Genomic DNA, 15,192 nt, shown 5'->3' with positions numbered 1-15,192 from the left:
AGATAACTTTGAATTATCACGCCTCAAAGTTACTCCGAGCAAGCGTTTAACGAGCTGTATTTTTAACCTGTAATTTAATGGAACGTAATACAGTACGAAATTGTAGGAGGTGAGATGGGACGAGGCGGCATCACCAAACAAATGGTCAAAAAAGCAAAAGCGGATTTGATCGCTCAAGGCCTACACCCAAGCATCTATGCGGTCCGGATTGCGCTAGGGGATACAGGCTCGAACTCCACTATCTCTCGTTATCTCAAAGAACTCGAAGAACCACCGAAGACAACTTTCGATCGTTTATCTGCACCATTACTTGTTTTGATTAACGAAATAAGCAAAGAACTCCAGCAAGAGGCAACCGATAAATTGAGAGCTGCGGAAACTAAGTTCGCTCTCGAAAAAAATCAGTTAGCAGAGGAGCTAATAGAGGCCCGAAGCCAAAACGAGCAACTTAAGCGAGAAAACTCGGAACTAAAGTTACTAATACAAAAAAAACAAACAGCAATATAAGATGCAAAATATGAAAATTGATCACTCATGCCATTAAAATAGAGGCGCGCACTACCACATCCAATGCGCTATCAAAGACGCACATTGAAGTAACCTTCAGCCAAGTACAGTACAGAAATTCTTTTCAGTTCAAACTATCCACTACCCGAAGATCCAAATTCGGCAAGGCGCATAGCATCGAGCGTTTTAACTACATACGCTTAGCTATTTTGCAAACCCTCTCCGAAGCTTACATACGTCTTATCGAGCGTTTAAATAGGGTCGGCATAAGTCTTTTTTTCCACGAATGATGGCTTCCATCAGCAAGCCAAGCCCAAGGGTAAGGATCAAACTCATATCTTGAATGAGCTAGAGAGCGTACGAGGTGCACTAGCTTAGGCGTGCCACTACTGCCGAAAAAGTGTCAACACATCAAATCGAGCCATACCCTGCACCGCTGGCGGTTTCGTCAGGCAGGTGTACGTTACGTTCAATATTGGTGAAAAACCTCCTCCTATCGTCTGTTATCTAATTGTATTTATTAGCGATTTACCGATTGTCGCTTGGTAGTGGAAGAAACGTAAGAATGTGTAAGAATAGTCATAGTCCTTGGTAGACGTTCGTGAAATATAAATTCTGCACCCAATATTTATCGAATTTGAAACGGCCCCTTTTTGAACCCAGAAACCCTACCCATGCAGTTACTGATCCACGACTACAAGGCGTTGACGGCAAGCGGGATTCTTATGAGGCACAAAGTACGAACCTATGTTTCCATACTTGATGGAACATCGGATGTCTTAGTGGGGATCTCCTATGATCATCACCTCGAAGCCTATGATTCTCGAAAATAGCCCGGTACGTCAGTCGCTTCCGCGCCGGCGTCAGAATTTTATCGTTAATTTTCCGTCCTTAAAAAACGGTCGCTCGATTGAATGCGAAGCGATTCTAGAGTCATCTTATTGCATTTGGTTAGAATATTATCCGCAAGTGCTCAGGTACTATGCACAGCCACACACATTTACCTGGATCGACGACAACCAGCTTTATCGCTATACACCCGACTTTCTTGTCATCACTAACGATGGGGGTAGTTATTTCACTGAGGTAAAATACGACTTCACTAAACAATGCTTAAACCGAATCATAAAACTTGAAAGCTTTAATAATTTATGCATCCAGGAAGGATGGAGCTTCCAACAGCACGATAAACTGAGCATAACTGGCTCTCCTGAGTTTATGACGTTAAAAGCAGTGTATAGCCGTTGCAGGAACAGCAGCGATCAACAACAAGCACATTTTTGTTACTACATACGGCAACGATCATGGCCGGCCACTCTCGGTGAGCTGATTCAAGATAACGCCGCCCCGCACGCATCTACGATTTTTTATAACATTCTTTTGGGACGACTGGTTGTTGATTTGACTCAAAAATTAACACCAAGCCTTTTAATAGATTGGAGGCCGGAACATGCGTAATGAACCGCCGGCTCCGACCATCGGAAGTCAATATGTGGTTAATGGGCGAGTAATGGCGGTTATACACGTCGACGACGAAATCGTAACTTTAAGGGATTTAGAAAGGCTGCACACAATATCTCTGACCTTTGAAAGAATGGCACATGAAATTTCGCTCCGATCTATCGTCCAGTTTGCAAATTCACCGGGCTTAGGATCTAAAGCGCTAGCTTTCACCAATCCTAGCGACCCAGCGGTAATCTCAGCGAAACGTAAATTTACTTACGTTGAGGCAGCAATCAAACAATTAGGAGGCACGCTTCCAATAAAGGCAACAACTGATCTTATATCCGACCTAGGTCGTAGCATAGGCGATCCAAAACCCCCAAGTTATAGCACTCTTTACGCCTGGACGAAGGAATACAAGAAGCACAACTGCGACCGTTTCTCTTTACTGAAAGATCGAAGCTTCCTGCCGCGCGGCAAACGCTTACAACCAGATGTAGAAACAGTCATTCATGATCTGATCAAAGAGTACTACCTATCGACACGTCGCATAGGATTTAAAACATTGCACAGCTACATCCACGCTCAGATCACAATCATCAATCGCCGAAGAGAAGGATATTCGACAGTTCTACTAAAAGCGCCTTCCCTCTCAACGGTTAGAAGAAAAGCACTTAATCTCTGTAAAATTACCAGCGATGAAATACGCCATGGCCGAGACTATGTAAAAAAAGCTCATCACTCAAGCAAATGCAGCGAGGAACCTGAAGAGCTTTTGGATTCTGCGGAAATAGACAGCCACCTATTAAAGATAGATATAAATGATAAAGATGGTAACTGTCTAGGTAGGATTTTATGGCTCACCGTCATCCTAGAAATCAAAACGCGATGTGTAATTGGGTGGGAGCTATCCGCTACATACCCCTGTGCAGAAAAAACGATTCGAGCTTTAAAGAAAGCACTAATAGCTGTGCCGGGCGAAGAACAGATACGGGGTAAGCCCATCTTTATACATAGTGACAATGGTTCGGAGTTTAACAATTCAACAACCAAATATTTCTTAGATCGCCTAAATATCCTTTTTGATCGTGGCCCTCCATATACACCGAACGCACGTGCCCGCGAAGAACGTTTTTTTGGTACGTTTGAAGCTTGGCTTCACGAGCAAGCAGGGGCGACGAATGCCGACTTATCGTTACGCATGTATTACGCTAATGAACGAGAAGCTACGTTCACAGAAGAAAGCATGCGCCGTCATTTCGAATTCTGGTTAGAGCGCGTATATCACCAAAAAAAACATCGGGCGTTAAATATGCCTCCCGCTGTTGCATGGCAGCGTGCGATAAAAAATCACTTACTCCCTGAGAAATTTACGGAAGAGGATCTCGATGCGCTATGCAGAATCGTAAGAAGGGCGAACATCAGCGCTGCGGGGCGAGTACATTTTTTGTCCATGAGTTGGTATGGCCCCGGCCTTCCAGAAATTCGGTCGAACTTAAGGCGTGGACAAAAAGCAATTTGCTATTTCAGTCCTTTAAATTTAGGCGAAATCTGGGTAGCTCATCCTGACAATCCACGTAATCCCGAACGCGCATACGCTACACAACCAGAGTACCAAAATGGCCTGACTCTCACAGAGCATGAATTGTTGCGCCGTCACTTCTTGGAAGAAGGCCACGAATTCGATGATAGCGATGCTGACCTAGCATTGCTTCTCCTGCGACAAAGCATGGCCGAGGAGTATGAAGACTCTCGATCCGAACGTAGAAAAAGAAAACGTAGAACGACTCCTTTAACCGAACCATCATATGATCCCGAAGCCTCTTTGACATCTGATCTTGCTGATATAGGTAGTGTAGACGTCATACCGGTTTTTAAAGGAGAAACTTTATGACCTCGACAATTGTGAATACCGATGAAATTCTGGAGACACTTGCTGCCTATACTATTCTCTACCCTGACTTCTGCGAAGCGATGCGTCTGATAACAAAGTGCTTTGACACTACCCGCCATCGAAAAGATCCAGCGTCAGCCATGCTAATCGGCTCAACCGGCGTGGGCAAAACTCGTCTATGTCGTATGATAGAAAAACAATTGGGCTACGCGCGAAAAGTCAGAGACGTTAGGTGCGAGCATATTGTTAAGCCTTGTTTATATGTTGAGCTTCCTGAGTCTGCCACGATCAAAAGTTTGTCAATGGTTCTAGCTAGAGAGCTAGGTGCAAACCCCAATGACCATCAAAGCGTTACGACCTTGGAAACGCTAATAATCGAAAGACTTGACATAATGCAAGTCAAATTAGTGATATTAGACGACTTCCACCATATTGCTGAAAAAGGTCAATCAAAAACAAAATACTCACTTTGCAGTTGGATAAGCATACTTCTAAACAAGTCAGGAGTTCCTTTCTTACTATCGGGAACTTCGGCTGGAGAAACCATCGTGAATATGATTCAGGAGCTGAGCGACCGATTCCCATATCGGGCGAAACTGAAAATACTGCCCATCACAGAGGAAACCTCATCTTCCTCTTTCATCGGTATACTTTCTGGTTTGCAAAAAGAATTAATTAGACTAGGAGATTTGCAAAAATTTATCCACCTAACTGACCCGAATCACTATATCGCTGTTTATCTCTCAACCCAAGGAAATTTCCGGAAATTAAGTAACCTACTGCATGATGGTTTTCGGATTTCTTTACTCAGGGGTGATCACACTCTAACTCTTAATGATTTCGCCGAAGCTGCTGATGACCTTGCATTTTGCTGCAGTCCAAACTATTTCCGCATGTCCCCCGCCCAGCTTAAGATCGCACTAAAATCTAAGAATAGCGCCACAGGGAGTAAATCGTGAACACCTTGTGTTATGTAGGTATCCCTCAACAGTGGGAAAGCCCAAAAGGGCTGCTCATGCGCACAGCACTACATAATGGATATAATACACTTTCGTCCTTGTGCTTTGCTCTAAACACACCATGCCCTCACGACACTCTTGAGTTGTTAACAGAACGCTCTCCGCTGTTTGTGCATTTTCTATCAGAGTTTCCGGATATCTCATTCGACAAATTCATTTACTCTACTCACCCCTGCGCCGATTCTTATTGGGGGATAGATGATGTGAGCTTGACTCGGCAACAGTTTACGAGAACATTTAGATATTGCCCAAAGTGCCTGCTTGAAGAATTGATCACGATATTTTCGGACGTAAAAAATATAGAGCATTGCCCCATACACATGATCAAATGCATAACTCAATGTCCTCAATGCCAAAAAAAAGAATCATGGACCAATGCTAACTTATTATATTGTGCGTGCGGATATGAAAGAAGAACTGCCCCTTGCGAAACAGCTATTGTCGTCGACAAAAGCAGAGTACAAGTTTTCGGGACTGGTTCATATATAAAGGAATTATCATCGTTAACCAAAATGGCGATCATATGCGAATCCCTTTGGATAGCGCGCCAACCCGACCACACCCCCCCTACGCACAAATTATTACCAACTATATTTAAACATGCAAAGAGCATGATTAGCTATCAGTCCAGCGAACACCCCAACTTTACTAAACCAATGCATCTTGCGCCCTGGGTTAAAAGCCATGCCGTATTAAGAAGCTATGCAGATAATGCGCTTACGGAGGAGCTATATATAAATCCACGCCGCCAATGCACAAATGACAGCTGCTGCTCACAGGTGGAGTTTTCATTGAAGGAGCTCCATTACCTGATAGGAGGAAATAGCGAGTGGCTATGGAAAAATGATTTTATACAGAGAAATTTTGAGTACGACAAAAACAAATCACCGTACAGTAGGCACTACAAATCATGCACTCCACTATGCCAAATTGTCGATCAGATAACCTCTCGCATATCACAATTCAACAAAAACGCAAAGCTTATTGAACTCAAAAACTACAGCATTCGTGAAGCTTGCACATTGCTTAAATGTACAACCGATGCCGCAGCAAAGTTAATAAAATCTGGCATCTTAGTAGCAATCAAAAGCGAACAAAACCCTGGACCTAAAAACTTAATACTAATTACTAAAAAATCGGTGAATGTCTTTAGAAAACTATACATCTTAACTAGCGAAATCGCATTTTTTCTAGGGTTAAGCACTCATAAAACACGGCGTCTGATTCAGGAACTTGAAATCAATCATGTCAGCGACATTTCTCTGATTGATTTTTATCACCGAGAAGAAATATTCGTCAAATTGGAAAAGTTGCGAAAGGCTCTTTTATATCGGAAACCGCTATTACACGCCTCATCCTCAACAGATGAGCTTTATAACATTACACCAGCTGAAGCCGCGAACAAGCTAGGTATTGCTGTAACGCTTTTTCATCGTCGCTTTCTTCTGTCAAACTTAATCACGCCTAAAATATTCGATGGAAAAAAAATTTCTATCAGCGACCCAAATTCATGAAGCAGAAACTCACTTAATTAATCACTTATCGATTCAACAGATTGGTGACATCATAGGTTACCACCGAGGCAAAGTCAGACTTTTAGTTGAACGACATAAACTTAAACCTTCTTGCACACTGACTCTCTGTAATGGCGATACTCAGCATTTGTATGAGGCCACAACGATTTATGAATTAAGAAACCTTTTGCAAAGCGCCCCATACCGCCCAAAACTCACACCAAAAAGATGCGGAAGTATCACTACACGTAGATCTAGCGACATCTGAAGCCACCAAATTTTTACTGTGCATTCGTTAGCGTCTCCAAAAACCACTCCTACCTGATGGATCCCTTTCCGTCATGCGTCCTACCCTGCTCCTTTCAAAAGCCTATTTTGTTTTATAACGGCATGTTAAAACTAAATTTAAGTTTTGATGAATTTTCACTGTATTTTCTAATGAACACACCTGCATAACCTACTGTTTTCATTAGGGTGGAATTTAAAATCTGATGAATGACGATGCCGGTTGTCGATGCCAGGCCGATACTCGGCACCAACACCAAGGCATTCCGCCTTGAACACTTGGAGATCGAACATGACCACTCAACACCTCAGCGGCAAGGTCGCTCTGATTCAAGGCGGTTCGCGCGGCATCGGCGCGGCCATCGTCAAACGTCTGGCCGCTGAAGGCGCCGCTGTCGCTTTCACCTACGTCAGCTCCGCCGCCAAAGCTGAAGAACTGCAGAACAGCATCACTGGCAACGGCGGCAAAGCCTTGGCGATCAAGGCAGACAGCGCCGATGCCAGCGCGATTCGCCACGCCGTCAACGCCACCGTCGAAGCGTTTGGACGCCTGGACATTCTGGTCAACAACGCCGGCGTACTGGCCATCGCGCCGCTGGAAGACTTCAAACTCGAAGACTTCGATCAGACCTTGGCCATCAACGTGCGCAGCGTGTTCATTGCGTCCCAGGAAGCAGCGAAACACATGGGCGAAGGCTCGCGGATCATCAACATCGGCAGCACCAACGCCGACCGCATGCCCTTCGGCGGTGGCGGTGTCTACGCGATGAGCAAATCGGCACTGGTCGGCCTGACCAAAGGCCTAGCCCGCGACCTCGGCCCTCGCGGCATCACCATCAACAACGTGCAACCTGGCCCGGTCGACACCGACATGAACCCGGCCCATGGCGAATTCGCCGACAGCCTGATCCCGCTGATGGCCGTCGGTCGTTACGGCACCGCCGATGAAATCGCCAGCTTCGTCGCCTACCTGGCCGGGCCTGAAGCCGGTTACATCACCGGTGCCAGCCTGACCATCGACGGTGGTTTCGGCGCCTGACAGACCGGCAAGAAAAAACGCCGCCCTTCTTTACAGGAAGGGCGGCGTTTTCGTGTGAACGGTCAAGCCAGCTCCAGCATCGGTAAGCCAAAGGCGCTGGGCATAAATGCTTTCAGCGAACGAATAATGCCGTCAGCGTGGGCATATTTCTCATCGGCCATCGCTGCGTCGGGGATGGCGATTGCGGTCATGCCTGCCGCTTTCGCGGCGGTGACGCCGAACGGCGAATCCTCGAATACCAGACAATCCCCGGGCGCGATGCCCAGACGCCTGGCAGCGGTGAGGAAAATATCCGGCGCCGGTTTGGCCGCGCCGACTTCCGGATCGTCCGCCGTGACGATGAAATCGAACAGCGCAAACCACTCGCGGTGCAAGGTGGTTTTCTGCCCGAACGACTGGCGCGACGAACTGGTGCCGACTGCGATCGGGATGTTGTGCGCCTTGAGGTGACGCACCAGCGCTTCGGCCCCCGGCATCGCTTGCGCCTTGGGGAAACGCTCGCGCATCAGCGGCTCGCGGATCTGCAGAAATTCTTCCGGAGTGATCGGTAACTCCAACGCCTGCACCACGTAGTTGGCCAGATCATTGGCACCGCGACCAATGATGTTCTGCTTGACGCTCCAGTCGAAGGTTTTCCCGTAGCGCCCGGCAATCAGCGAGGTGACCTCGGTGTAAATGCCCTCGGTGTCGAGCAGCAAACCGTCCATATCGAAAATCACGGCCTTGATCGGGCCGAACGTCTTCAGCGGTGCATTCATCATCGGATCCGTTAACAAAGACATCCCGGGCGACAGGCAACGTGCCGCAACGCGGATCTGATTAATGGGTTCAGCAGCATAGCGAGGCCGATGGACATTGAGCAACGGGCAATGCCATCGACGCCTTTTCGCATTTAGCGAAAACTCCTACAGACACTGCCTACTTCCCCGACTTCTTTCCTTTTTGATCCCCCGCAAAGTCCGCGCTCCCGTTTCTTCATATGCGCGAGCGACTGCGAATGTTTCAACCCGATCAGCTCCTGGCCCTGAACAACAGCATCGGACTGCTGGTGGTGGCCGCCCTGAATCCGAAGCAGCCAGATTTTGAAGCGCTGATCGACGAGTTCCGCCTGTGCCTGAACAACTACGACGCCTGGGCCGAGCAATTCTGGACGGGGACGGCGCTGGACATCGAGCAGGTGTTCAAGGTTGGCAATGACGTACAACTGAGCGCGCCGATCACTTCGCGCGCACCTGTCAGTTCATCGGTGGTCATGTGTTCGGCCAGCGGACCGCTGACCCTGGTGCATCTGTTTGAAGCAGCGCGCTTCGTACCGATCGGCGACACCCCGGTGACCCTCGAACCGCTGCTCAGCGACGTCGACGGCGTGCTGACCTTCGGCGAACCAAAGCGCTACACCATTGGCCCGAGCGGGATCCTCGAGGTGACCGATTGCATGCGCGGCCAGCGCTATCGCGTCACCTTCTTTCCCAACGTTTCCTCCGCCCATGTCCGCGCCCTGTATGCCTCATATGAAGGGGTCATTGCCGGCCTTGAAGGCTGGCTGCGCAGCGAATGGACAGGCTTCCAGCCGCAGTGGACGGAGTTTTCCAGCGCCGGTTTTCTTGATCGTTACGGGCAGTTGCAGCGGGCCGATTGGCGCGGCCTGGAAAAAGCCCTGAATGGCGTCTGGGATGACATTCAGCAGCTGTTTGCCCTCCTCGCCGACCTCCAGGAACACAGCGCAAAGCTCCTCGAATATCTGAGCGAAGTCGAACTCGAGGCGCTGCTTGCTGCTTCAAACGAAGCGATCGCCAACGCCTTGTTGATGCTCAGCGACGAGCCGTTGTTGTTCATTCATCTGGCCGCGTTCACCAGTTGGCTGAAGATGCTGCCGCCGCAATACCTCGCCGAGGTGGTGGCCGAAGTTCGCACCGAGTTGCTGATCAGCTTCCTGTTGATGCGCGTGGCGGGCGGTGCCGGCGTATCGCTGCGTTTGAGCAGCAAGGTCCTGGCGAAAGTCAAGTCGCCACGGGCGCGAGAGTGGCTGGCCGCCTCAGCCTTGCGTCTGGCTGAGCTGACTTCGACACCGGAACTCAAACAGCACGCGAGCACGCTGAAGCCGCTGATGTTTCATGCGCGCGAAGTGGAGCTGAAGCCGACGCCATCGATTCCGCTGAACATTCGTCAGGCCGACGCGGTGGTGCTCCGCGTGCCGAATCCGGCGCCGCTCGCGCGGGAAAAATCCCAGGGCATGGCGCGCCTTGAGCGCCACGAGCCCCACGACGACGTCCCCGATCAAGCGAAAAACCCCAACGGCGACGCCGCCGACTGCGTCCCCAATACCTGCAAAAACGGCTGCCCGGTGTCGATGGTCACCGGCGAGGAACTGCTGACCCTGACCGACGCGGTGCTCGATGGCGTGCTGCCCTTCGAGTTCACCCGCTTGTACCGCAGCAGCGCGGTCGAGATCGACATCGGCCTGGGTTTCGGCTGGAGCCATACGCTCGCGCATCGGCTGGCCTTCGACGGCGATGGCGTGATCTGGATCGACCACGAAAACCGCCGCACTCGGTTTCCCCTGCCCAACGTCGCGCGTCCAGCGATTCACAACAGCCTGTCGCGGGCGGCGATCTTTCTCGGCGAGGAACCGGAAGAACTGATTCTGGCTCTGGCCGGCGACAGCGCGCGGTTCTACCACTTTCGCGCCGGCCGGCTGACGGCGATCAGCGACGTCTACGGCAATCGTCTGACCCTGCAACGCGATCGCTCCGACCGCATTCAGCGTCTGGACAACGGCGCCGGCCGCGCCCTGCTGTTGCGTTATGACCGCGCGCAACTGGTGGCGATCGATTATCAGGTGTTCGTCCAAGGCGAGTGGACCACCGAGCAAACCCTCGCCACCTACAGCTTCGATGCCCGGCAACGCCTGCTGACCGCGACCAACGCGGTCGGCGACAGCGAACGCTACGACTACGACGACCATCACGTCATCCTCCAGCGCCAGCTGACCGGCGGCGCGAGCTTCTTCTGGGAGTGGCAGCGCGAGGGCAAAGCGGCGCGCTGCGTGAGGCACTGGGCGTCGTTCTCGCAGATGAACACCCGTTACGTCTGGAACGATGACGACGCCAGCGTGACCGTGCATTACGTCGACGGCACCGAAGAAGTCTACGTCCACGACGAGCGCGCACGGCTGGTGCGCCAGGTCGCGGCCGATGGCGGCGAGCAGCTCAAGGCTTATGACCAGCAGGGCCGCTTGATCGCCGAGCAGGATGCATTGGGCGCGGTTACCGAATACCGCTATGACGAAATCGGACGGCTGATCGCGCTGATTCCGCCGGACGATGCACCAACATCCTACGAGTACCGCAACGGTTTTCTCTACAAGCGTTGCCGTGGTGATGCGGTGTGGATCTACCGGCGCAACGCTGAAGGCGCCGTTACCGAAGCGGTCGATCCCCACGGCCAGGTCACCCATTACTACTACAACCTGCGCGGGCAATTGCTGTCGCTGCGTTATCCGGACAGCAGCCGCCACCGTTGGGTGTGGAACGAGCTCGGCCAGCTCATCGAAGAAACCCTGCCCGATGGCGGCGTGCGGCGCTTTTCCTACGATGCGCTGGGACGGCGGATTACCACCCATGACGAATTTGGTGTTGTCAGTCGTCAGCAGTGGGACGCGGCCGGCCGACTGATCCTGACGACTTCTCCTACGGGAAGCACGCGCGCCTACAGCTACGGCGCCTACGGCCAGATCACCGCTGAGCGCGACGAGCTCGGGCGCATCACCCGCTACGAATATGACGACGACCTGCATCTGGTCTCGCGGCGGATCAACCCCGACGGCACCCGCGTGCAGTACCGCTATGACCATGCGCGGCTGTTGCTGACCGAAATTGAAAACGAATCGGGCGAAAAATACCGACTGGATTACACGCCGACCGGATTGATCCGACAGGAAACCGGGTTTGATGGGCGGCGCACGGCGTATGCCTACGACCTCAACGGGCACCTGCTGGAGAAGACCGAGTTTGGCGAGCAGGGGTTATCGCTGGTCACCCACTACCAGCGCGATAAGGCCGGGCGCTTGCGGGTCAAAACCCTGCCCGATGGCGCCAAGATCCGCTACGACTACGATCGCCTCGGTCGGTTGATCGGCGTCGATGACGGGCAAAACCATCCGCTGGCCTTCGAGTACGACCGTCAGGACCGGCTGATCACCGAGCATCAGGGCTGGGGCACCTTGCGCTACGCCTATGACGCCTGCGGTCAGCTCAAGCGCCTGCGCCTGCCGGACAACAGCAAGCTCGATTACCACTACGCCAAGGGCGGTGCGCTGTCGGCCATCGACCTTAATGGCACGCCGCTCACGCGCCACGTCTACCAGTCCGGTCGCGAACAGCAACGCCAGCAAGGTTTGCTGCTCAGCGAATACTCCTACGACGATCAGGGCCGCTTGCTCGCCCACGCTGTAGGCCATCGCCACGCCTCGCTGTACCGCCGCGATTATGCCTACAGCGCCAACGGCAATCTCGAGCACATCGCCGACAGCCGCCACGGCCAGCGCACCTACGGCTACGACGCCCTCGACCGGTTGATCCGCGTACGTCATTCGCGCGACGAACTGCCCGAATCCTTCGCCCACGACCCGGCGGGCAACCTGCTGATGCAGGACCGCCCCGGTCCCGCGCAGATCAAGGGCAACCGCCTGCTGATGCAAGGCGACCGCCATTACGACTACGACGCCTTCGGCAACCTGATCCGCGAACGCCGAGGCCACGGCCAGACCCTGGTCACCGAATACCGCTACGACTGCCAGCACCGCCTGATCGGCCTGACCCGCCCCGACGGCCAGACCGCCACTTATCAATACGACGCCTTCGGTCGCCGCATCCGCAAAACAATCGACGGCGCCGTCACCGAATTCTTCTGGCAAGGCGAACACCTCGTCGCCGAAAGCAGCGCCACGCAATACCGCAGCTTCCTCTACGAACCCGGCACCTTCCGCCCACTGGCGATGCTCGATGGCAAAGGCCCGAAAAAAGCCTGCCCGTTCTACTACCAACTCGACCACCTCGGTACTCCGCAGGAACTCACCGACTACAGCGGCGAAATCGTCTGGTCCGCGCAATACGACGCCTACGGCAAAGTCGCCGCCGTCACCCTCGCCGGCGAAGACTACCTGGATCAACCGCTGCGCTTTCAGGGGCAGTATTTCGATGTTGAAAGTGGGCTGCATTACAACCGGCATCGGTATTACGACCCAAGGCTTGGACGGTATTTAACGCCGGACCCGGTGAAGCTGGCGGGTGGGTTGAATCAGTACCAGTACGTGCCGAATCCGACGGGGTGGGTGGATCCGTTGGGGTTGACGTCCAACTGCCCTCCGCCGAATAAGACTAGGTGTGAGGTGCCGGGGGCGAGTGATAGGGTTAAGGTTGATGAGGGGGAGCCTGATGCACCAGCGCCTAAGAAAAAGCAGGAATATCTGTACCGAGGAGATTCAAGAGACCCGTCCGATGTTTTTGTGAACGGATTCAAAAGCAAGGGAGACAGTGAGGACTTATTCCTCCACTCCATTGATAGCGATTTTCCTCCAAGCGGCTTTATCAGCACCTCCCCCTCTCGAGACGTGGGAAAAGAGTTTGCTACCAGCTTTTTTACAAAAACCGGGTTTCTTTATACTTTGAAGAGAGTCAATGGCTATGATTTGAAGCAAGAATTAGGAAACCGATACAAATTTTCCCGAGAACAGGAATTCGCCGCCCCAAAAATCATCAAAAACGAAGATATTCTAGGCGCCACGATAATTATTGATGATGGGCGTGACTTTGGTTACTCCATCCCGAATCCATATAGGAAAATTGACAAATGATTTCGGAATTCAAAATTATCGTAGAAAAAGAATATGCAATCAAAGATGTAGTTCTGATTTGCGACAGCGAGAAAATAAGCATAACTCTAAACCTGGACGGTTTATCGCCAAAAACATACGCCGGCAAAAATTTTTATCATTGTTTCGGTTTGGTCCGAAAGGACAACCCTCTAGTAACTTTCTTTTGCAAAGGCTCAAAGCTAAATGTTCACCCCTCGAGCTTATCATCACAAATGTCTCTTGGATTAAAAGCTTATGAATTGACAAATGGAGCAGAACCATCACTAAAAGACGTAGTGTCGATATTTGACTACGAAAATGAAAACCTAACAAACTCGCCAGAATTACAGAGGGAATTTTTCTTACAGTGGATAGGGACTTAGGGGAAGAAAGACATATCTCGCGACGACAGAATGGACAAATGGCGCCCATGTGAATATTTAGAAAAACGCAGGCCGAGCATTAACCAACACTACATGAAGACGTTTTCTAGAAATAGATCGACAGAGTAAAAGAAACACATGAAATACTGGAATGAGATAAATGGCAGAAAATTCTTCAATATGGTCTTCAGCCGAAATATACCTATCGGAGAGATTAAGCTCTTCATTCTAAACATAGACAATAATCTTTCAACACTGACTCTGGCATTTGACATCAGAGAAATTCCAGACACGCCTCCGAAGAAGTGGGAATCCATAGAATACAATGCTTGCCGCATAGGGATAACGTGCAGTGAAGTTACAAGCTTCGGGAAAAATTTCAATTATCCATTCAAACTATTGAGAGCAGGCACTTAGTTTGCGTTGCATCAGAGAATTTCGAGATAAAATTCATTACATCATCATTGAGATTAAGAGAACCTAGCATCTACTTAACAGAGTCACTTTTCTAAACATCACGCATCAAACACTCCTCGCGCAGCGCCTGCAAGACCAAAAGCAATATCACCAAGGCTGAAAATCACTACCACCCCAAAGAGCACTCAGCAATTTTTAAACAATAAAAATGCAATCCAGCCAGCCAGCCAGCCAGCCAAATCATTGGACTAAATATTTCGCAAAACCGGAGAAAAAAATGAGTGACCAAGATCAAACTTTGGATACCCTGATACATGACTTTATTTCTATGGTAGAGACAAGCACGCTTATATTTGAAAAAAAATTTGGCACTCGGGACATTCGAAGACTTTGGCATACCAAGGCGATAAAGCGTCGCGGGAGAGTCACTCGAGGCGTTAAATATGAACTGCACGGCATTGGCTGCCGCATTAATCTATCGACAGGAACTGTAGATTTTGACTATGGGCCTAATGGTGAAATCAATGGGTTTGATATTTGCCGCTTATACTTCTTTGCTTGTGAAAGACCATCTAAATATAGAAAATACTGCGACAAAAAAATAATCGAAAAAGAATTCGCCGAATACATAGATCTAAAAAAAATCAAGAAAATTTCCTTAATTAGCAACTTGTATATATGGTCCAACTGAAAAAAACGAATAGACCAAAACACATAAAATCAACCTGACTTCCGCACCTGCTTGTGAGACAAACACCAAAATTCACAACGTAAAAATCATTAGAAATATTGGGAAACCATTTTTGAGACAAGAGTGAATGAAACATGTCAGCCTAA

General features: G+C 50.4%; 11 protein-coding genes. 10 read left to right on the top strand and 1 reads right to left on the bottom strand.

Going from position 1 to position 15,192, the window contains the following annotated elements:
* Nucleotides 1-114 precede the first annotated feature (114 nt).
* The 6 genes from PSH90_RS08545 to PSH90_RS08520 all read left to right on the top strand — a co-directional run bounded on the left by PSH90_RS08545 (nt 115) and on the right by PSH90_RS08520 (nt 7,701).
* The gene (locus tag PSH90_RS08545; protein ID WP_160768070.1) at nt 115-507 is read left to right on the top strand and encodes a DNA-binding protein; all 393 of its coding nucleotides are present in this window, start codon (nt 115-117) and stop codon (nt 505-507) included.
* Nucleotides 508-1,302: 795 nt separating this feature from the next.
* Complete coding sequence (locus tag PSH90_RS08540) at nt 1,303-1,965, top strand: TnsA endonuclease N-terminal domain-containing protein (RefSeq protein WP_160768071.1); 663 nt, start codon at nt 1,303-1,305, stop codon at nt 1,963-1,965.
* Nucleotides 1,958-3,844, top strand: coding sequence for a DDE-type integrase/transposase/recombinase (locus PSH90_RS08535; protein ID WP_305382519.1), 1,887 nt, complete (start codon nt 1,958-1,960; stop codon nt 3,842-3,844). The genes PSH90_RS08540 and PSH90_RS08535 overlap by 8 nt, the downstream gene beginning before the upstream one ends.
* A complete protein-coding gene (locus PSH90_RS08530; protein WP_160768073.1) occupies nt 3,841-4,803 on the top strand; it encodes an ATP-binding protein in 963 nt (320 codons plus the stop codon). Before PSH90_RS08535 ends, PSH90_RS08530 begins: the two co-directional genes overlap by 4 nt.
* Before the next feature lie 671 nt (nt 4,804-5,474).
* Nucleotides 5,475-6,377, top strand: a complete 903-nt coding sequence (locus tag PSH90_RS08525) for a hypothetical protein (RefSeq protein ID WP_305382518.1) — start codon at nt 5,475-5,477, stop codon at nt 6,375-6,377.
* A 577-nt stretch (nt 6,378-6,954) separates the two neighbouring features.
* A complete protein-coding gene (locus tag PSH90_RS08520) occupies nt 6,955-7,701 on the top strand; it encodes a 3-oxoacyl-ACP reductase family protein (RefSeq protein WP_150635878.1) in 747 nt (248 codons plus the stop codon).
* Between the two features lie 62 nt (nt 7,702-7,763).
* Here the strand turns inward: PSH90_RS08520 and PSH90_RS08515 are convergent, their stop codons facing one another.
* Nucleotides 7,764-8,459 (bottom strand): HAD-IA family hydrolase, encoded by a 696-nt coding sequence (locus PSH90_RS08515; RefSeq protein WP_150635880.1) that lies wholly within the window; start codon nt 8,457-8,459, stop codon nt 7,764-7,766.
* 239 nt (nt 8,460-8,698) lie between these two features.
* On the opposite strand from PSH90_RS08515, the gene PSH90_RS27480 reads away from it, so the two are divergent.
* From PSH90_RS27480 to PSH90_RS08490, 4 genes are all read left to right on the top strand, one after another.
* Complete coding sequence (locus tag PSH90_RS27480) at nt 8,699-13,555, top strand: RHS repeat-associated core domain-containing protein (RefSeq protein ID WP_370695118.1); 4,857 nt, start codon at nt 8,699-8,701, stop codon at nt 13,553-13,555.
* Nucleotides 13,552-13,938: a hypothetical protein gene (locus PSH90_RS08495; protein ID WP_081932527.1), complete on the top strand. Its 387-nt coding sequence runs from the start codon at nt 13,552-13,554 to the stop codon at nt 13,936-13,938. The genes PSH90_RS27480 and PSH90_RS08495 overlap by 4 nt, the downstream gene beginning before the upstream one ends.
* A gap of 138 nt (nt 13,939-14,076) precedes the next feature.
* Complete coding sequence (locus tag PSH90_RS27475; protein ID WP_370695117.1) at nt 14,077-14,355, top strand: Imm50 family immunity protein; 279 nt, start codon at nt 14,077-14,079, stop codon at nt 14,353-14,355.
* Nucleotides 14,356-14,632: 277 nt separating this feature from the next.
* A complete protein-coding gene (locus PSH90_RS08490; RefSeq protein ID WP_041479379.1) occupies nt 14,633-15,046 on the top strand; it encodes a hypothetical protein in 414 nt (137 codons plus the stop codon).
* Nucleotides 15,047-15,192 lie beyond the last annotated feature (146 nt).

It is taken from the genome of Pseudomonas sp. FP1762, from assembly GCF_030687105.1.
GTDB classification, from domain to species: domain Bacteria; phylum Pseudomonadota; class Gammaproteobacteria; order Pseudomonadales; family Pseudomonadaceae; genus Aquipseudomonas; species Aquipseudomonas siliginis.
This window is presented reverse-complemented; position numbering and strand designations above follow the sequence as displayed.